Annotated in this window: 15 protein-coding genes and 1 pseudogene; 5 read left to right on the forward strand and 11 right to left on the reverse strand. The window is 69.8% G+C overall.

Going from position 1 to position 17,438, the window contains the following annotated elements; all coding sequences use genetic code 11:
* Position 1: 1 nt before the first annotated feature.
* Together GGG17_RS01665 and GGG17_RS01670 are read right to left on the reverse strand one after the other, a co-directional pair.
* On the reverse strand, positions 2–988 hold the full coding sequence (locus tag GGG17_RS01665; protein WP_154592070.1) for a sugar ABC transporter substrate-binding protein: 987 nt from the start codon (positions 986–988) through the stop codon (positions 2–4).
* Between the two features lie 126 nt (positions 989–1,114).
* Positions 1,115–2,119 (reverse strand): Gfo/Idh/MocA family protein, encoded by a 1,005-nt coding sequence (locus GGG17_RS01670; protein WP_154592071.1) that lies wholly within the window; start codon positions 2,117–2,119, stop codon positions 1,115–1,117.
* A gap of 274 nt (positions 2,120–2,393) precedes the next feature.
* On the opposite strand from GGG17_RS01670, the gene GGG17_RS01675 reads away from it, so the two are divergent.
* On the forward strand, positions 2,394–2,627 hold the full coding sequence (locus tag GGG17_RS01675; RefSeq protein WP_154592072.1) for a hypothetical protein: 234 nt from the start codon (positions 2,394–2,396) through the stop codon (positions 2,625–2,627).
* 28 nt (positions 2,628–2,655) lie between these two features.
* Entirely contained in the window at positions 2,656–2,874 is a 219-nt protein-coding gene (locus GGG17_RS01680) for a hypothetical protein (RefSeq protein WP_154592073.1), read from the forward strand.
* Positions 2,875–2,927: 53 nt separating this feature from the next.
* On the opposite strand, the gene GGG17_RS01685 is transcribed toward GGG17_RS01680, so the two are convergent.
* Genes GGG17_RS01685 through GGG17_RS01700 form a run of 4 tightly spaced genes read right to left on the reverse strand, consistent with a single transcriptional unit; the run spans position 2,928 to position 7,032 of the window.
* Positions 2,928–4,112, reverse strand: a complete 1,185-nt coding sequence (locus GGG17_RS01685; RefSeq protein WP_154592140.1) for a Gfo/Idh/MocA family protein — start codon at positions 4,110–4,112, stop codon at positions 2,928–2,930.
* A gap of 5 nt (positions 4,113–4,117) precedes the next feature.
* A complete protein-coding gene (locus tag GGG17_RS01690) occupies positions 4,118–4,984 on the reverse strand; it encodes a sugar phosphate isomerase/epimerase family protein (RefSeq protein ID WP_154592074.1) in 867 nt (288 codons plus the stop codon).
* A 44-nt stretch (positions 4,985–5,028) separates the two neighbouring features.
* Entirely contained in the window at positions 5,029–6,033 is a 1,005-nt protein-coding gene (locus GGG17_RS01695) for a Gfo/Idh/MocA family protein (RefSeq protein WP_154592075.1), read from the reverse strand.
* A 48-nt stretch (positions 6,034–6,081) separates the two neighbouring features.
* Positions 6,082–7,032, reverse strand: coding sequence for a TIM barrel protein (locus GGG17_RS01700; RefSeq protein WP_154592076.1), 951 nt, complete (start codon positions 7,030–7,032; stop codon positions 6,082–6,084).
* A gap of 396 nt (positions 7,033–7,428) precedes the next feature.
* On the opposite strand from GGG17_RS01700, the gene GGG17_RS01705 reads away from it, so the two are divergent.
* Complete coding sequence (locus GGG17_RS01705; protein ID WP_154592077.1) at positions 7,429–8,298, forward strand: TIM barrel protein; 870 nt, start codon at positions 7,429–7,431, stop codon at positions 8,296–8,298.
* Between the two features lie 270 nt (positions 8,299–8,568).
* Here GGG17_RS01705 and GGG17_RS01710 read toward each other — a convergent pair whose 3' ends face one another.
* The 4 genes from GGG17_RS01710 to iolC form a co-directional block, all read right to left on the reverse strand.
* Entirely contained in the window at positions 8,569–10,068 is a 1,500-nt protein-coding gene (locus tag GGG17_RS01710; RefSeq protein ID WP_154592078.1) for a CoA-acylating methylmalonate-semialdehyde dehydrogenase, read from the reverse strand.
* A 121-nt stretch (positions 10,069–10,189) separates the two neighbouring features.
* Positions 10,190–11,086, reverse strand: coding sequence for a 5-deoxy-glucuronate isomerase (gene iolB / locus GGG17_RS01715; protein WP_154592079.1), 897 nt, complete (start codon positions 11,084–11,086; stop codon positions 10,190–10,192).
* Positions 11,083–12,012: a class I fructose-bisphosphate aldolase gene (locus GGG17_RS01720; protein ID WP_154592080.1), complete on the reverse strand. Its 930-nt coding sequence runs from the start codon at positions 12,010–12,012 to the stop codon at positions 11,083–11,085. The genes iolB and GGG17_RS01720 overlap by 4 nt, the downstream gene beginning before the upstream one ends.
* The gene (iolC, locus tag GGG17_RS01725) at positions 12,012–13,022 is read right to left on the reverse strand and encodes a 5-dehydro-2-deoxygluconokinase (RefSeq protein WP_154592081.1); all 1,011 of its coding nucleotides are present in this window, start codon (positions 13,020–13,022) and stop codon (positions 12,012–12,014) included. Before iolC ends, GGG17_RS01720 begins: the two co-directional genes overlap by 1 nt.
* Positions 13,023–13,166: 144 nt before the next feature.
* Between iolC and GGG17_RS01730 the strand changes: the two genes are divergently transcribed.
* Positions 13,167–13,907: a GntR family transcriptional regulator gene (locus tag GGG17_RS01730; protein WP_288799208.1), complete on the forward strand. Its 741-nt coding sequence runs from the start codon at positions 13,167–13,169 to the stop codon at positions 13,905–13,907.
* A gap of 726 nt (positions 13,908–14,633) precedes the next feature.
* Here GGG17_RS01730 and GGG17_RS01735 read toward each other — a convergent pair.
* A complete protein-coding gene (locus GGG17_RS01735; protein ID WP_288798545.1) occupies positions 14,634–16,268 on the reverse strand; it encodes an IS1634 family transposase in 1,635 nt (544 codons plus the stop codon).
* Between the two features lie 816 nt (positions 16,269–17,084).
* Between GGG17_RS01735 and GGG17_RS01740 the strand changes: the two are divergent.
* Positions 17,085–17,405: pseudogene (locus tag GGG17_RS01740) on the forward strand (transposase); the annotation flags it as partial.
* Positions 17,406–17,438 lie beyond the last annotated feature (33 nt).

Genomic DNA, 17,438 nt, shown 5'->3' on the forward strand with positions numbered 1-17,438 from the left:
GTCAGCGCTTCCCGTTGGCGGCGAACTTCTCGACGGCGGCGACGTTGCTGCTGTCCACGAAGGACGGCCCTGTCAGGACGGCCTGGCCGCCGCCGATCTCGTTGCCGTTCGTCTTGTGCAGCCACAGCGAGTCGACCGCGAGGTAGCCCTGCAGGTAGGGCTGCTGGTCGACGGCCCAGACAACCTTGTTGGCCTTGATCTGGGCGACGATGTCCTTGTTCATGTCGAAGGTCACGAGCTTGGACTGGCTGCCGGACTCCTCGATCGACTTGATCGCCGTCATGGCGAACGGTGCGCCGAGCATCATGACGTGCGAGACGTCCTTGTCCTGCTGGAGCTTGGCGGTGACCTTTGACTGGACGTCACCCATGTCGGTGCCGTTCACGTAGAGCTTCTCGGTCTGGGGGAAGCCGGCCTTGACTCCGTCGCAGCGAGCCTCCAGACCAACGTGGCCCTGCTCCTGGATCACGCAGAGCACCTTCTTGCCACCCTCCTTGGTGAGCCGTTCGCCCGCGGCCTGGCCGGCGACCTTCTCGTCCTGGCCGAAGAAGCTGGTGACGCCCATGGCCTTCCACGCGTCGCTGCCGGCGTTGAGGGCGACGACCGGGATCTTGGCGTCGGTGGCGGCCTTGACGTTGCCGGCCATGGCCTCGGGCTTGGCGAGGGTGACGGCGATGCCGTCGACCTTCTTGTCCACGGCCTGCTTGACGAGGTTGGCCTGGTTGGCGCCGTCCGGGTCGGAGGTGTAGGTCAGGGTCACGCCGTCGTTGGCTGCGGCGTCCTCGGCACCCTTGCGTACGAGGTCCCAGAAGGTGTCGCCGGCGGCGGCGTGGGTGACCATCGCGACGGTCATCGTCTTGGCCTTGGCCGCGCCCCCGGCGGCCGATTCGGTGGTCTGCTTGCCGCCGGTCGAGCTGCAGGCCGCCATGGTGAGGGCGGTCGAGGTGGCGAGCGCCAGGGCGAGGGTGGTGGTGACGGTGCGGTTCATCGTGGTGCCTCTCGTGCGGCGGAGCAGCGTGCTCCTGGCTGGTGATGTGGTTGCTGACAAACTAAGCGTTTGTCCTGCCGGTCGGGGTGTCGGTGGTGGCGGGTCGGGAGAACCGTTGGCGAGTCGTCATCTCGCGTCGAGGATCTCCTCGAGACGGACGGGTGCGCCACGGCGGCGGGAGAGGTCGCAGGCCTCTGCGAGCCGCTGCGCCTCGAGGCCGTCCCGAGCGGTGCAGGGTGACGGCGCGCCGCCGATCGAAGCGACGAAGGCCTCCAGCTCGGCGGCGTAGGCCGGCCGGAAGCGATCGAGGAAGGACCAGTGCCGCGGACCGTGGGTGAGGGTGACCCCCGGCTCGGCGGAGTCCAGGGCGAGGGACTGGTCCAGACCCACCGCCATCGCGCCCCTGCTGCCGGTGACCTCCAGGCGGACGTCGTGCCCCGCGCCGTTGTAGCGCGTGGCCGACAGCAAGGCGAGCGTGCCGTCCGCCATCGTGAGGATGGCCGCGGCCGTGTCGACGTCGTCGGCGTCGACGAAGGACCTGTCGCCCTTGTTGCCCCCGGCGGCGCTGACCGTCACGGCCTCCTGGCCGGTGACGAACCGGACGACGTCGAGGTCGTGGATCGAGCAGTCGCGAAAGATCCCGCCGGAGACGGGCAGGTAGGCCGCGGGGGGCGGGGCCTGGTCGTGGGTGATCGCCCGGACGAGGTGCACGGTGCCCAGCTCGCCGCCCGCGACGGCGTCCCGCACGCGGCGGTAGCCCGCGTCGAACCGCCGCTGGAAACCCACCTGCACCGGCACGCCCGTCTCGCGCTCGAGCCCGGCCAGGGCCACGGCGCCAGCGAGGTCACGCGCGACCGGCTTCTCGCAGAATGCCGGCACGCCCGCACGCATCACGGTCTCGAGCTGCTCGGCGTGGGCGGTGGTCGCGGACGCGATGACGCAGCCGTCGACCCCTGACCGAAGGACGGAGCCGAGGTCGTCGGCCACCGACACCTGCAGCTCGTCGGCCACCGCCTGCGCGACCCCGGGGACCGCGTCCGAGACGACCACCTCGCCGACCTCGGGGAGGTCGCGCAGGTTCTCGGCATGGAGGCGGCCGATGCGGCCGACTCCGATGACTGCGATGCGCATGCCTCTCCTTTGAGACGTGGGCGAGGGCTCGCCCGGGCTGGGACCACCTTCACCGAGCGACCGGGGTCACGTCAAGACTTTGTCCGGACATTTACACGTCTTGACCAGACCGGGACGGCGCGGCCCGTGACCCTTACTCATTCGTCATACGTTTGCCAAGCCCGGAGGCTCGTGCGTACACTTATATATGTCAGCACATGAGCTGGCACCCCACGATGGCCGTGCAGGGCGGCCCCGCCGGGATCCGCCCGTGCGCGGCGGAGAGCAGGATGAGTTGCCCCGCCACCTGACCGACCTGGCGGCCCCCGCGCAGATCGACGCCGAGGCCGTGGCCGCCACCCGCCCCGCCCTGAGCCTGGCCGTCACCCTGACCCTGATCACCATCGCCCTCGTGGTCGCCGGGACGCTGCTCGCGTCCCCCCACCTGCTGGTCGCCGCCATCGTGCCCGCCGCGGGCACGGTGGTCCTGGCGGGCGTCGCGAGCTATCAGGGCGTCTTTCGCGCCTGAGGGCGACCCCACCCCGAGAGAAGGAACCATGACCACCACCCACGTCGCCGACGCCCGCACCACGCAGGCGCCGACCCACCGCACCCTCGCCGTGCAGGCCGCGCTGCTGGCTGCTCTGGCCGTCGTCCTGACCGTCGTCGGGGGCGTCCTCGCCTCCGCGCCGATCCTGCTCAGCGCCCTGCTGCCGCTCGCCGGCACCGTCGCGGCGTTCCTCACCTGGAACGCTCGCGAGCTCAGCCGCGCCTGACCGGGCTAGCTCTCGTGAGCCCCCTCTCCCGGCCGGGGAGGGGGCTCACGGCATCAGGCGTCGTATGTCGTCCGCCCGCTCACCTGCGGGACCGGCTCCCACGCGCGGCTCGCCGCAGCCCGGACGACCGCCTCGTCGACCTCGGCCGCCGACCAGGCGTCCGCCGCGGAGGGGGCGACCTGCTCGCCCGTCAGCACCGACTGCACGAAGTCCCGCCCCTCCACGACCTTGAGGTCGTCGAAGGAGAGGTTCTGGCCCGGCCCCGGCTGGAAGCGGGCGTACTCGCCGTGCTGCGGCCCGGCCATGACGGTGGTGTAGCCGTGCACGTCCCCGCCGTCGCCGAGCAGCACCTGCACCTTGGACATGTCCTCGAAGCTCCAGCGCACGGACCCGCCGGTGCCGTAGACCTCCACGACGTACTCCGCCCGCGGGCCGCGCGCCACGCGGGATGCCTCGAGCGTGCCGACCACCCCCGAGTCGAAGCGGGCGAGCATGCCGACGTAGTCCTCGTTGCCGACCGGGCCACGCTCGTCCGAGACCCGCACCTTGGCGTGGCCGACTCCCTGCTCCAGCGGGATGGGGCGGTCGGTGATGAAGGTGTCGGTCAGGGCGGCGACCTCGGCGACCCGGCCGACGAGGAACTGCGCGAGGTCGATGCCGTGGGACAGGAGATCGCCGACGACGCCGGCCCCCGCGCGCTCGCGGTCATAGCGCCAGGTCAGCGGCCCGTCCGGGTCGCTCGCGTAGTCCGCGATCAGCCACACGCGCACGTTGGTGACCCGCCCCAGCCGGCCGTCGCGGATCAGCTGCCGCGCGAACTGCACCCCCGGCGCCTGGCGATAGTTGAACCCCACCCCGGTCACGAGCCCGGCCTCCGCTGCGGCGCAGGCGATCTCGCGCGACTCGTGCGCCGAGACCCCCATCGGCTTCTCGATCCAGAAGGGCTTGCCCGCCGCCACCGCGGCCAGCGCGATCTCGCGGTGCAGGTAGTTGGGCGCGCAGATCGACACCGCCTCGACGGCGGGGTCGGCCAGCAGGTCGCGGTGGTCGGCATACGCCTCGGCGAAGCCGAACTGCTCGACGGCGGCCTCCCGCGCCCCGGCCACGGGGTCGGCGACCGCGACGAGCCGCGGGCGGACCCGCAGCTCGGGATAGCGCTCGGGCAGGGAGGCATAGGCGCGGGTGTGCAGCCGCCCCATCCACCCGAAGCTGATGACCCCGACCCCCAGCTCACGCATCGCCCTCACGCGCCCAGCTCCTGCTCGATCCGCTCGCGCATCCGCACGTGGATGGCGTCCATGTCTTCCTCCCAGCCAAAGACGCACACGGACACCGGCCCGTCATAACGGGTCTCGCGCAGGTAGCCGAAGACCTCGTCCCACGGCACCTCGCCGTTGCCGATCTCGTTGTGCTGGTGGATCCGCGCGTCGACGCCGGGCGGGTTGACGATGTAGCGGTTGCCGACGTTGGCCAGGTGGTTGTAGACGTCGGCGAGGTGCACGTGCCGCAACCGGTCCCCGGCATACGCCATCATCGCCCGCGCGTCGCCCGACCCCTGGGACAGGTGGAACATGTGCGGGCAGCAGAACTCGTAGTTGAACCACGGCTTGTTGACGCCGCGGACGATCTGGACGGCGCGGTCGTTGGTCTCGACGAAGTCGTAGGGGTGCGCCTCGATCGTGCACTCGATGCCGTGCCGATCGAAGTCGGGGATCAGCTCCTCGATGCTCCTGTAGAGCTGAGCCTCGCTGCGCAGCGGGTCGTTCGGGTCGCCGGACAGCTCGGTCGCGATCATCGGGACCTCGAGGTCGTCGGCGATCTGGAGCAGCCGGCGCAGGCAGCGCACCGCGTGCTGACGGTCCTGCTCGTCCGGCGCCGACCAGTTGTAGACCGGGTTGAAGCTCCAGATCCGCACGCCCGTCTCGGCCATCGCCCGCCTGACCTTGGCGATCTCGGCGTCGTCGACCTTCGGGTAGTGGTGCCACTCGTGGAAGTCCGCCCGCGGCGACAGCTCGATGAACTCGTAGCCGAGGTCCGCGGCCTTGCGGCACTCCTCGGCGACGGTGAGCTGAGGGTGATACATGGACGGGTCGAGCAGGATCTTGACCATCGTTGTCTCCCAGAGGTCGTGGCCGTATGACGAACGCGTGGCGGTCAGGCGTAGAGGGCGGGCTTGTCGATCATCTCGACGTCGACCTCCCCATCCTCGGTGAGGGCCCGCACGCCGGCGTCGCACACGCACGCCGCCGCGTAGCCGTCCCACGCGCTGGACCCCGTGTGCTCGTCCCGGGAGACCGCGGTGATCCACTCCTGCACCTCGCGGACGAAGGCCCCGCCGAAGCGCTCGTTGTGGTCCATCGTCAGCGCGTTGCAGCGGCCGACCGTGCCGGTGCGCTCGATCAGGTGCTGGTCCGAGAGGCGGATCGTGCCCGACTCGGCCACGGCCTCGCACTGGATGTCGTAGGAGTGCTGGTTGTTGACGAAGATCTCGTCGTCGATCCAGATCCCCGACTCGGTGTGCATGATGAGGATCAACGGGTCCTGCAGGTGCTCGAACCGCTTGCTCGTCTTCTTCGGGGTGTCCACGCGCACCCGCACGATCTCCTCGCCGGTGAGCCAGCGCATGGTGTCGATCTCGTGGATCCCGGTGTCGTTGATCGCCATGTCCCACGTGTAGCGCGCAGGCACCGTGGGGTTGCGGTGCCGGTTGTGGATGATCAGCGTCTCGCCGACCTCGCCGGAGTCGAGGATCGCCTTCATCTGGCGGTAGGACTCGTCGAAGCGCCGCATGAAGCCCACCGTCACGAGCTTGCGCCCGGCCCGCTGCTCGGCCTCCATGACGTTGAGGGCACCCTGGGCGTCGGGGGTCATGGGCTTCTCGCAGAAGACGCGCTTGCCGGCCTCGATGCACGCGATGATGTCGGCCTCGTGCGCCGGTCCGAACGAGCAGATCATCACCGCGTCGACGTCGGGGTCCGCGATGAGCTCGGCGCTGTCGGTGTACCCCTTGACGCCATACGTGTCCGACACGGTCCTGACGTTGTCCTCCGCGATGTCCGAGACCGCCACGACCTCGCCGCCCGCGATGACGCTGCGGATCCGGTCGATGTGGGCCTGCCCCATGCCGCCGGGGCCGATCATGCCGATGCGCACAGTCATGAGCTTGCTTGTCCCTTCGAGTGCTTCAGGTCTCGTCGACTACGTCGACTACTTCAGGCCGAGGCCGCAGGACGCGAGGTACTCGCGGGTGCGGATCGCGTTGGGGAGCGGGTAGGACGGGTCGCAGCCGTACATGTCCTGCTCGCAGATGACGTAGAGGTCCTTGTCGAGGCGGGCGAGCGCGTCGATCAGGGTGGGCATGTGCGGCTCGCCCGCCGGCGGCGCCACCGACACGCCCTTGTGGACCGCCGCCACGAACGGCCAGTCGTCGTCGTGGGCCTGCTTGACCAGCTCTGGGTCCATCGCCTTGATGTGGACGTAGTCGATCCGCTCGGGATAGCGGTCGATCAGGTCCACGCAGTCGCCCTGGCCGTAGACGATGTGCCCGGTGTCGAGGCAGAAGCCCACGTAGCTCGGGTCGGTCGCGGAGAAGATGCGGTCGATGTCCTCCGGCGTCTCGATGTGGGAGTCGCCGTGCGGGTGCAGGACCATCCGCAGGCCGTAGTCCTCCTTCATCATCCGGCCGAGGCGGTCGGCGTTGGTGACGTAGAGGTCCCACGCCTCGCCCGTGAGGGTGCGCTCGTCGGTGAAGTCACCGGTCTTCTCGTCGCGGAACATCGGGGGCAGGTGGACGACGTACTCCGCGCCGACCGCGGCGTGGGTCTCTCCGATCGCGCGGAAGGTGCGTTCGGTGTCGGCCCAGGCCTCGGCCTGGTGCAGGATCCCCCAGCCGGTGCCGGCGACGACGCGGAAGCCGCGCTGGGCCATCTCGTCCGCGAGACGCTTGGGCTCGGTCGGGAAGTAGCCGAACGGACCGGTCTCCATGACGCTGAAGCCGGCCTCCGCCATCTCGTCGAGAGCCTGCTGCCACGGGATCTGCTGCGGGTCCTGCGGGAACCACACGCCCCACTGGTCGGGGCAGACGCCGATCGTGAGCCTGGCGTAGCGCGGGTTTGCGGTGTTGCGCGACCGGTCGGTGCGGGACGGGTTCTCGGCCATGAGCGGTCCTCGGTCTCGTGTCGTCGTCGACGCGGGCATCGTCTCGCCCCCGTACTCGCCACGCTAGCCAGGGCCCTATGTCCTGTCAATAGATCAAACCCTAACCGGGGGTAAGGGCATCGACCGGCCTTCGTTCGCCAGGTCGATGATCCCGCCGGGGGTAAGGGCATCAGCCGGGGTTCGTTCGCCAGGTCGATGATCCCGCCGGGGGTAGGGGCATCGACCGGCCTTCGTTCGCCAGGTCGATGATCCCGCCCCCGGCGAATCTCGGGGGTCCCGTCGACCCGGCGCGCCCGTCATGTCAGTATGTCAGAGCAAACTTGTCGTACGGCCTGGTCGTCAGACCGAGCCGACCCGAGCCGACCAGACCGACCCGACCGACCGAGGAGCGCATCGATGAGGATCGCCACCGCCCCCTGCAACTGGAACAACGGGGACATCCCCGACTTCCGGCCCTACACAGCGCCTGGCCCGATGATGGACGAGATGGTCGAGGCGGGCTACACCGCGACGGAGTGGGGGCCGGGTATGCCGGACGACCCCGCCGTGGTCCGCGCCGAGATGTCACGACGGGGGCTGCAGATGGTGGGGGCGTTCGTGCGCCTGGGCTACCGCGACCGCGAGCGCTGGGACGAGGCCGACGCCGCCGCCCTGGCCGTCGCCGAGCGCGTCCGGGCTGCCGGCGGGTCGATCCTGGTGGCCGCAGAGCTCGGGGACGAGCGCCGCGATGCCGAGGCCGGCCACGTCGACGAGTCCCGCGGCCTGACCGACGAGCAGTGGCGCAACCTCGCCGACGGCCTCGCCCACCTCGCGGACCTGCTGGAGCCCATGGGCATGCGCGTCGTCCTGCACAACCACGTCGGGACGTATGTCGAGACGGCCGCCGAGACGCGACGCTTCCTCGACGAGACGGATCCCGCCAAGGTCGGCTGGTGCCTCGACGTGGGCCACCTCAAGTACGGCGGCGGTGATGCGCTCGACTTCCTGCCGACCTATGGCGACCGCGTCGCGCACGTCCACCTCAAGGACGTCGACCCCGAGGTGCTGCGCCGCGCCCAGGCCGAGCGGTGGAGCTTCGGCGACGCGTTGCGCGGCATCATCTTTCCCGAGCTCGGGGACGGCCTCGTCGACATCGCCGGCGTCGTGCGGTGGCTGCGACAGCGCGGCTACGACGGGTGGATCGTGCTCGAGCAGGACACCACGCACAAGCACCCCAAGGACGCGGCCCGCATCAACCGGGAGTATGTCGAGAAGCTCCTCGTCTGACCGGCAGGTCGGGGCGGGTCTGGTGGCCCTGACCACCCGAACCGCCCCGATCTGCGGTCCACACCGCCTCGCGCCCCGCCCCCATCGATGGGGCGGCCCGATGCTGGGGCAACGCCAGACGCAGCCACCACCAGACCCGCACCAGCGCGAGGCGCCCGGCCCCGCGTGGGGTCGGGCGCCTCGGCATACGGCACTCGGGGCACGATCAGCCGGCCTTGGTCCCATCAGCCTGCTGGACGAAGGCCGGCGGATGCCCCGGCCCCCGGTAGGTCAGTCGTTCTGGGGGAAGCCGAGGTTGAGGCCGCCGTGCGACGGGTCGAGCCAGCGCGCCGTGACCGCCTTGGTCTTGGTGAAGAAGTGCACGCCCTCCATGCCGTGCGCGTGCGTGTCGCCGAACAGCGAGTTCTTCCACCCACCGAAGGAGTAGTAGGCCATCGGCGTCGGGATCGGCACGTTGATGCCGACCATGCCGACCTGCACCTCGTTCTGGAACCGCCGCGCCGCGCCGCCGTCATTGGTGAAGATCGTCGTGCCGTTGCCGAACGGGTTGTCGTTGATGAGCCGCAGGCCCTCGTCATACGAGCCGACCCGCACGACCGACAGGACCGGCCCGAAGATCTCGTCGGTGTAGATGGACATCGGCGGCGTGACCTTGTCGAAGAGCGTCGGCAGCAGGAAGAAGCCGTCGGGAGTGCCCCCGACCCACTCGCCCGAGCGGCCGTCGACGACGAGCTCGGCGCCCTCTGACACCCCCGCGTCGACATAGCCGCGGACCTTGTCCAGGTGCGCCTTGGTGACGAGCGGCCCCATGTCGACGCCCTCGCCGTTGCCCTCACCGGTCGTGAGCTGCGCCATCCGCTCGGTGATCTTGGCGATGAGCTCGTCCGCCACGGAGTCGACCGCCAGCAGCGCGGAGATCGCCATGCAGCGCTCCCCGGCCGCACCGAAGCCGGCGTTGACCGCGGCGTCGGCCGCCAGGTCGAGGTCGGCGTCGGGGAGCACGAGCATGTGGTTCTTGGCGCCGCCGAGGGCCTGGACGCGCTTGCCCGCCATGACGCCCCGCTCGTAGACGTAGCGCGCGATCGGCGTGGACCCGACGAACGAGATGGACTTGACCTGCGGGTTGTCCAGGAGCGCGTCGACGGCCTCCTTGTCGCCGTGGACGACGTTCATGACGCGGTCGGGCAGGCCGGCCTCGCGCCACAGGTCGGCGATGAGGTTCACGGCGGTGGGGTCCTTCTCCGACGGCTTGATGACGACGGCGTTGCCGCACGCGACCGCGACGGGCACGAACCACAGCGGCACCATGGCCGGGAAGTTGAACGGGCTGATGACACCGACGACGCCGAGGGGCTGCAGGATCGAGTACGCGTCGATCTGGGTGGAGACGTTCTCGGAGTAGCCACCCTTGGTGATGTGCCCGATCCCGCAGGCGAACTCGACGACCTCGAGGCCGCGGTTGATCTCGCCGACGGCGTCCGGATAGGTCTTGCCGTGCTCGGCGACGATGGCCTTGGCGATCTCGCCCTTGCGCGACTCCAGCAGCTCGCGGAAGGCGAACAGCACCCGGGTGCGCCTGGCGATGGAGGTCTGACCCCACTCCTTGGCGGCCTCGGCGGCCTGGGCGACGACCTCGTCGACGAGCGCCTTGCTGGCCAGGTCGAGGGTGCCGGTGACCTCGCCGGTGGCGGGGTTGTAGACCTCGGAGGTGCGCTCGGCCGTGCCCTCCCACGAGGAGTGGCCGATCAGGTGGGTGATGCGGGTGGTCATGGGGAGTGGTCCTTTGCTCGATGCCGTATGACGGGACGCTGGGTGCGGGGCTCAGACCCGCCGGGGGTGGGGGCATCGGCCTGGCGAACGACGGCCGGTCGATGCCTCTACCGGGGGTAGGTCAGGGGTAGGGGAGGCGGGGGTCGACGGACTGGGCGTCCCAGGTGCCGCGCACCCAGGCGTGGGAGGGGTCGTCGCAGATGAGCCAGGCGCGCTCGTCGCCGGGCCCGGCCATGACGTTGAGGTAGTACATGTCGTAGCCGGTCGGTGCCATCGCCGGCCCGTGCCAGCCGTGCGGCACGAGCACCACGTCGCCGGAGCGGACCTCGGCCAGCACGTCGATCGGGCGGTCGTCGGTGCCGTAGACGCGCTGGTAGCCGATCGGGTCCGGAGCGCCTGCGCCCCCGTCACGGCCCGGGCCGCCGCCACGCTCGGTCTGCATCTCGAAGTAGTAGATCTCCTCGAGCGCCGTCTCCTCGCCCGACCGCTCCTCGTCGTGCTTGTGCGGCGGGTAGGACGACCAGTTGCCGGCGGGCGTGATGACCTCGCAGGCGATGATCGAGTCGGCGTCGAGGACATCCGGCGTGCCGAAGTTCTGCACCTGCCGGCTCGCCTGCCCGGCCCCGCGCAGCTCGACGGGGATCTCCGCCCTGCGCAGATGTTTCACGGGGAACGCGCTGCGAGCGGTCGCGTGGCACAGCGCGATCCGCCCACCCCGCGGCGCGGTGACGGTGAAGCTCGCATCGCGCCCGACATACAGGCAGTCCGCCGGCCCGGCGAAGACCGAGGGTCGACCCTCCAGCTCGTATGCCGAACCGCCCGTCTCGACGACCGCCGCCTCGCAGGCGAGCGGCACGACGACGAACTCGTGCTCGCCGGTGGCGACCTCGCGGGACTCGCCGGGCTCGAGGTCGGCGACGAGCAGACCGGTGTGGGCCCAGCCGGGGTCGCCCGGTCGGATCCGCACCGGGTAGTCGTCGTCCCCGGTCGTGCGCCAGGGCTTGAACCAGTCTCTCATCGTGCTCCTCCAGCGGGTGGTCGGTTGGCGGGGACAGGGTCGCCGTGGACGAGGCGGGCCGCGACGTCGACCGCTGCAGCGACGTCCCCGTCGGGTGGATAGAGCAGCGCCCGGCCCACGACGAGGCCGGCGGCGTTCGGGCAGGTCAGGGCGTCGGCCCAGGTGGTATAGGTGTCCTCGGGATCGCCGGCGGGGTCGCCGCCGAGGAGCAGCGCGGGCATGGTCGAGGCGTCCAGGACGCGGGCCATGTCGTCGACGACCGGCAGCTTGAGCCAGGTGCGGGCACTCGTGGCCCCGAGGCCTGCGGCGACGTGGATCGAGCGGATCACCGCGTCGGGGTCGAGGTGGTTGACCACCCTCCCGTCGGCGCCCCGGGAGCTCCAGAAGGGCTCGACCATCGCCATCAGGCCCGCGTCGGCGAGCTCGGTCACGGCCCGGGCGCTGGCCTCCAGGGTGGCCACGGTGCCCTCGTCGGACAGGGCGATGCGGGTGAGCATCTTGCCGCCGTCGAGCCCGCGTCGCGCGAGGTCGGCGGCGCCGTAGGCCGTGAACCGGTCGTCAAGCTCGAACGAGGATCCTTGCAGGCCACCGCGATTCATCGACCCGATGACGACCTTGTCATCGAGCAGGCCGAGCAGCAGCAGGTCCTCGAGGATGTCGGGGGTGCCGAGCACGCCGTCGACGCCGGGGCGTGACAGGGCCGTGGCGAGACGCTCCAGCGTGTCGATGCGGCTGGCCATCGCCATACGGTCGTCGCGGACCCCGAGGGCGCCACGGGCCGGGTGGTCGCAGGCGACCAGGAGCAGGCGGCCGTCGTCCCCGACGAGGGGGCGGCGCCGGCGGGCCGCCCACAGGAGGTCGATCCGCTCGGGCTCGCGCAGGCGGGTCCTGGTGAGGGCCCGGACGTCGACGCCGGCGCGGTCCATCACCGGTCTCCGTCGCGCTCGGCGAGCAGCTGCTCGACCTCGTCGGGCGTGGGCATGGCCGTGGAGCACTCGAGCCGACCGACGACCAGGGCGCCGGCCGCGTTGGCGAAGCGCAGAATCCGCTCGAGCCCCCAGCCCTGGAGCAGGCCGTGGCAGAAAGCGCCGCCGAAGGCGTCCCCGGCCCCGAGCCCGTTGACGACGTCCATCAGGATCGGCGGGACCTCGACGCGCTCGTCCCGGGTCTTGGCGAGCACGCCCTGGGGCCCCCGCTTGACGACGGCCAGCTCGATGCCGCGCTCGAGCAGCGCGTCCGCGGCGCGTTCCGGGTCCTCCTCGCCGACGGCGACGCGACACTCCTCGCGGTTGCCGACGGCCACGGTGCAACGGTCGAGGACGGCCTCGACCTCGCGGGTCGCGGTGACCTCGTCGGGCCAGAACATCGGGCGGTAGTCCAGGTCGAGCACGGTGTGGGCGCGGCGGTCGCGGGCGGCCCAGGCGGCGTGGTGCGCGGCGCGGCTCTCCTCGTGCGAGAGACCGGTCACCGTGGCCCAGTAGATGCGCGCTCCCGCGATGGCGTCGAGCGGCATCTCGTCGGCCCGCATCACGAGGTCCGGCGCCTGGGGGTAGCGGTAGAAGTAGAGCGGGAAGTCGTCGGGCGGGAACATCTCGCAGAAGGTCACCGGCGTCGGCAGGCCCTCGACAGGGGTGACGAAGCGGTCGTCGACGCCGAGTCGCCGCAGCTCGCGGTGCACGAACCGGCCGAACGGGTCGTCGCCGGTGCGGGTGATGACGGCGGAGCGGTGGCCGTGCCGGGCGGCAGCGACGGCGACGTTGGTGGCGCTGCCGCCGAGGAACTTGCCGAAGGTCTCGACGTCCTCGAGCCCCACGCCGATCTGGTGGGGATAGATGTCGATGCCGACCCGTCCGATGGTCAGCACGTCGAACGGCTCGGGCCCGTCGGCCCGCTGGGGCCGCTCGGCGCTCGTCGCGTCGGAGGGTGCGTCAGCCATCACAATCCCTTGTGCGTCGGTGTCACGTCGGTGGGAACACGCCCAGCCTGCCTCAGCGCTCGCAACCCTGTCAAGGTTTGTTAGGACAAACGGACTTTAGTGAGTTGGTGACACTTTGACATATTGCTATTACCATCACGGACTGTGACCATTCAGCTCCCCGTGATGATCGACCGCACGAGCCCGGTGCCGTTGTACCACCAGCTCGCGCAACAGCTCACGGCGGCGATCGAGGGTGGCGCGCTCAAGCCCGGCGACGCGTTCGAGAACGAGCTGTCCCTCGCCGAGCGCCTCGACCTGTCCCGCCCCACGGTGCGCCGCGCCATCGGCGAGATGGTCGCCCGCGGCCTGCTGGTGCGCCGCCGCGGCATCGGCACGACGGTGGCCAACGAGGTCATCCACCGCCGCGACGAGCTCACCTCGCTCTACGAGGACCTCCAGCGCTCCGGTCGGGCCCCGGTCACCACGGTGCTCTCGTATGACGCAGAGGCCTACAGCGAGCGCGCGGCCGAGGCACTCGGCCTGCCCCCCGACACGCCCATGCTCTCCATCGAGCGGCTGCGCTATGCCGGCGACATCCCCCTGGCGCTGCTCCACAACTGGCTGCCGCCGCGCTTCGCCGACATCACCGAGGCCGAGCTGACCGAGCACAGCCTCTACGAGCTGCTGCGCGACCGCGGCGCCAAGATGGTCGTCGCCCAGCAGACCATCGGCGCCCGCTCCCCCGGTGGCCGCGAGCGCAAGCTGCTCGAGCTCGCCAAGTCCGACCCCCTGCTCACCATGACCCGCAAGGCGTATGCCGGCGACGGCGTGGCCGTGGAGTTCGGCGACCACTGCTACCGCGCCGACCAGTACGCCTTCGACATCACCGTGCACGAACGCTGACCCGCGGGGCCGCACCTCAGGATCGCGCTCGCGTCGACCTGTGTGCCACCGTCACGGTGACGGCGAGGTCGTCACACTCACGCCTCGTCCGGACCGCGTCGACCACCGCGGCCTCGACCTGATCGAGGCGCTCGGCCTGGGTGAACGCACCCGGCACCTCAGGCACCTCGACCGCCCACCAGGCGCCGGACCTGGATACTTCGGCGGTCACCTCCATGACCTGGCTCCCGTCTGATCGAAGACCGGATGAGCGGGTGGCTCGCCCCCCTCACGTCCGATGTCAGAGACTCACGACTACTGCTGCAACGATGGAACAGGTGATCGTGCCGCACATGACTGTTTTGGACCGCCGTGCAGTCGCGGGGTCATCCTCGGCATCCCCCGCCAACAGCTCGCCCATGATCAAGGCTGGTCTCCCACCACTGAGGACAATCAGGCAGACGGAGAGGTCGGTGGCCTCACCCGGAGCATCGACGCATTGTCGGAGGGATCGGCGGAGTTGCGGATCGCAGCAGCGACGAAGAGCAGAACGAGACCGGCCACGCCTATGATCCGCGAACCACCATCTTGTAGCGTCCTGCGGTCCAAAGATCATGCGAAGTGAATAGCAAAGCTCCCCAAGACGAACCCTGGCGGGGTGTCGCGCCTGACGACAATCTTCAGTCATGGGCCCCGTTGCTGAGGGTCGATGACGTCGTCTGCCACGACCCGAGTTTGGTCATTTCGTTAGTGCGTGAGCCCGCCCCGGTGGATGGCCTTGAGGATGGCCTGCTTGTCGGCGGGGATCTGGGGCGGGAAGATCTGGCTGGTGGCGTTGATCGCGATGGTGGCTGAGCGCAGCGGGCGGAGCTGGCGGACGACGTTGCGGATGGTCAAGCCGGTGCGGTTCTGGACCTCGCGTGACACCGCCAGGGCGGTGAAGACGATGGTCAGGTGCGCCTCGATCGCGTCACGTTTCCGGGCGAACAGCGGCCGGGCCTTGAGGTATGTCTTGGACATCCGGAACGAGGCCTCGACGTGCCACAGGTCGTGGTAGGAGGAGACCACCTCGCCGGCAGGCATGACCGTGGCAGGGATGTTGGTGACGTAGCCCTTCAGCCCGACCAGCCGCCGGGCTCTGGCCAGGGACGCCTCGTCGAGCACGGTGGCCCCGCCGTTCTTCTTCACGAATCGTGGCGTGCGGGCGGCCTTCTCCCCGGCGATGACGGCCTTGGCCCGGTTCTCCTGCAGGGTGAGGGTCTTGTGGTCGCGCGCGGCACGCTTGGCCGCGTAGGCCCACACCGCCCGCCAGGAGGCCACGTGCTCGTCGGGGTCCCACGAGGGCTCGGCGCGGACCTTGACATCGTTGTCGCTTTTGCGGCCGGTTCGCGGCGTGGTGGTGTCGATGACCTGCCCGTCGGTGAACGCGTCCCCGTGCCAGCGGAAGTGGGAGGCGAGGTCGATCGGGGCCTTGGTCACCCCGGAGCCGACGATGAACCGTAGGTTGGCCTCGTCGAGCTGGCGCAGGTTGGTCGCCGAGAGCATCCCGGCGTCGGCGACCACGACCATGTCAGCCAGGTCGTGCCGGGCCTGGAACGCCTCGATGATCGGCACGATCGTGGAGGTCTCGGCCTTGTTGCCCTCGAAGCAGATCTCCAGCGGGAAGCCGTTGCGGTCGACCAGCAGCCCGACGACGATCTGCGGGTCGACCCGGCGTTCCTTGGAGAAGCCGACCTTGCGCAGGTCGTCCTCCTTCTCGGCCTCGAAGTACAAGGTGGTGACGTCGGAAATGACCAGCGAGACGTCACCGCTGGTCATGTACGACTGCTCGAAGCAGGCCGTGGCGACCTGGTCGCGGTATCCGCGTTCCCTGGCGCGGGTCAGGGTGCGCCCCATCGTCTTGTAGCTGGCAGCCTCCTGACCCAGATCGGCCAGCACCCGGGCGGCGTCCAGCAGCGAGGTCAGCTCCACGACCCGGGCCAGCACCAGGTCGGCAAACACCTCGTCCTCGAGCACGCCGAACCCCAGCTGGGCGTACACCGCGGCGAGGGCCTCGAACAGCACCCGGCTGTCCGTACCCACCACCCGCCCCGGACCGGTGCGTACCGCCAGCCCAGACGCAGGCGACGGGTTGAGCAGCGCCGGCTCAGGAGCCGGCGCCACCAGCGCCGCCGAGGGCGGGCTCGGTTCCACCCCCAGCTCCAGGACGCCCTGGTCGCGGTCATCCAGCAGCTCACCGGCCCGGGCCAGCAGCACCCCGAGCTCGGCCTCGGTGTGCGCCGAACCGACGTGCTTGAGGATCCGCTGACGCCCAGCGGCGTACTCGGCGATCTGCACGGCCGTCGCCCCCGACTTCGTCCGCACCCGCCTGATGAACGCCACACCAGGAGGCTAGACGCACCCAGTTAGTGCGTGAAACTGCCCAACCCCCAGGAAATCACCACAGGTTAGCGGTCCGTCACCTCCAGATCCCGCACTACCTGTCCAAAGTCAGGGCCCCGTTGCTGAGGGTCGATGACGTCGTCTGCCACGACAGCGCCGCCGTTCACGAACGACAACGCCACCGCCCTCGCCGCCCTCGACACGCGGGGGGGGTACCCGACGACCTGCCCAGACTGCCCTATGCCGCTAGAGGCGACCCCCACCGTGGGGGAAATGCGAGGTGGACCCTATCTGCCCTGCAACGGCGGTGCCGCTGGGGCGGTATCGATGGGGTGTACCCCATCCCCCAGCACCGTGCGTCGGCGTGCGCGAGCTGGTGAGCCAAAAGCCCCTCCTCGCGACCGGTGGATTACGGAGGGCGGCGAGTTACCCGAACGGACCCCACGCGGCCCTACGGCGCGGCCTGACAGCCCGCGCGACGAACCTCGGGACACGCACCTACGCCCACCGGATGCGCGACCAGACGCAAGGCCGTGAGCGTAACCGAGAGCCCGGGCGGTAGGTGCAGCAGCCCCCCCACCGGAATGAGTGGCCGCGTACACTCTCTAAATTCGATGACTATTTGAGGTGTACGCGACCACTTTCGAATCTAGGTCTACTGTCGATTGATTCTGTCGACACGGGTGGTGTCAACTTCAGTGGAGTCCCGTGAGCGTAGGTGGCCAATTCTCTATCGAATCAAAATTACTAGTACAGATAGAACAGCCACTAGTACAATCAGTTCGAACGCGGTGATCTCAAACATCAGGCATTGCCCCTATCGTGGCGTTCGGGCCGGCGGTCCGCAAGGTGATCTACACGACGAACTCGATCGAGTCGTTGAACTACCAGCTGCGCAAGATCATCAAGACCCGCGGCCACTTCCCCTCCGACACGGCCGTCATCAAGTTGTTGTAGCTGGCCATCCGCAACATCGAGGACCGCCGAGCCCGAGAACGCGCCAAGGAAGCCGGCAAACCCCGCGACCAACGCAAAGCCAGCGGGCGCCTCGTCGAAGGATCCACCGTCCACGACTGGAAAGCCGCCCCGGGCGAGCTCGCCCTCATCTACCCCGGCCGCTTCACCGCCCACCTCTAAACCCATTGAGAACCATTCCATTTACACAGACAA

The sequence above is a fragment of the Arsenicicoccus cauae genome, from assembly GCF_009707125.1.
In the GTDB taxonomy this organism is placed as follows: Bacteria; Actinomycetota; Actinomycetes; order Actinomycetales; family Dermatophilaceae; genus Arsenicicoccus; species Arsenicicoccus cauae.

Excerpts from the sequence above, each read along its gene's own strand:
- GGG17_RS01685 (WP_154592140.1), bottom strand. The coding sequence starts at position 4,112 with ATGCGTGAGCTGGGGGTCGGGGTCATCAGCTTCGGGTGGATGGGGCGG.
- GGG17_RS01680 (WP_154592073.1), top strand. The coding sequence starts at position 2,656 with ATGACCACCACCCACGTCGCCGACGCCCGCACCACGCAGGCGCCGACC.
- GGG17_RS01710 (WP_154592078.1), bottom strand. The coding sequence starts at position 10,068 with ATGACCACCCGCATCACCCACCTGATCGGCCACTCCTCGTGGGAGGGC.
- GGG17_RS01705 (WP_154592077.1), top strand. The coding sequence starts at position 7,429 with ATGAGGATCGCCACCGCCCCCTGCAACTGGAACAACGGGGACATCCCC.
- iolC (WP_154592081.1), bottom strand. The coding sequence starts at position 13,022 with ATGGCTGACGCACCCTCCGACGCGACGAGCGCCGAGCGGCCCCAGCGG.
- iolB (WP_154592079.1), bottom strand. The coding sequence starts at position 11,086 with ATGAGAGACTGGTTCAAGCCCTGGCGCACGACCGGGGACGACGACTAC.
- GGG17_RS01700 (WP_154592076.1), bottom strand. The coding sequence starts at position 7,032 with ATGGCCGAGAACCCGTCCCGCACCGACCGGTCGCGCAACACCGCAAAC.
- GGG17_RS01690 (WP_154592074.1), bottom strand. The coding sequence starts at position 4,984 with ATGGTCAAGATCCTGCTCGACCCGTCCATGTATCACCCTCAGCTCACC.
- GGG17_RS01665 (WP_154592070.1), bottom strand. The coding sequence starts at position 988 with ATGAACCGCACCGTCACCACCACCCTCGCCCTGGCGCTCGCCACCTCG.
- GGG17_RS01720 (WP_154592080.1), bottom strand. The coding sequence starts at position 12,012 with ATGGACCGCGCCGGCGTCGACGTCCGGGCCCTCACCAGGACCCGCCTG.
- GGG17_RS01695 (WP_154592075.1), bottom strand. The coding sequence starts at position 6,033 with ATGACTGTGCGCATCGGCATGATCGGCCCCGGCGGCATGGGGCAGGCC.
- GGG17_RS01670 (WP_154592071.1), bottom strand. The coding sequence starts at position 2,119 with ATGCGCATCGCAGTCATCGGAGTCGGCCGCATCGGCCGCCTCCATGCC.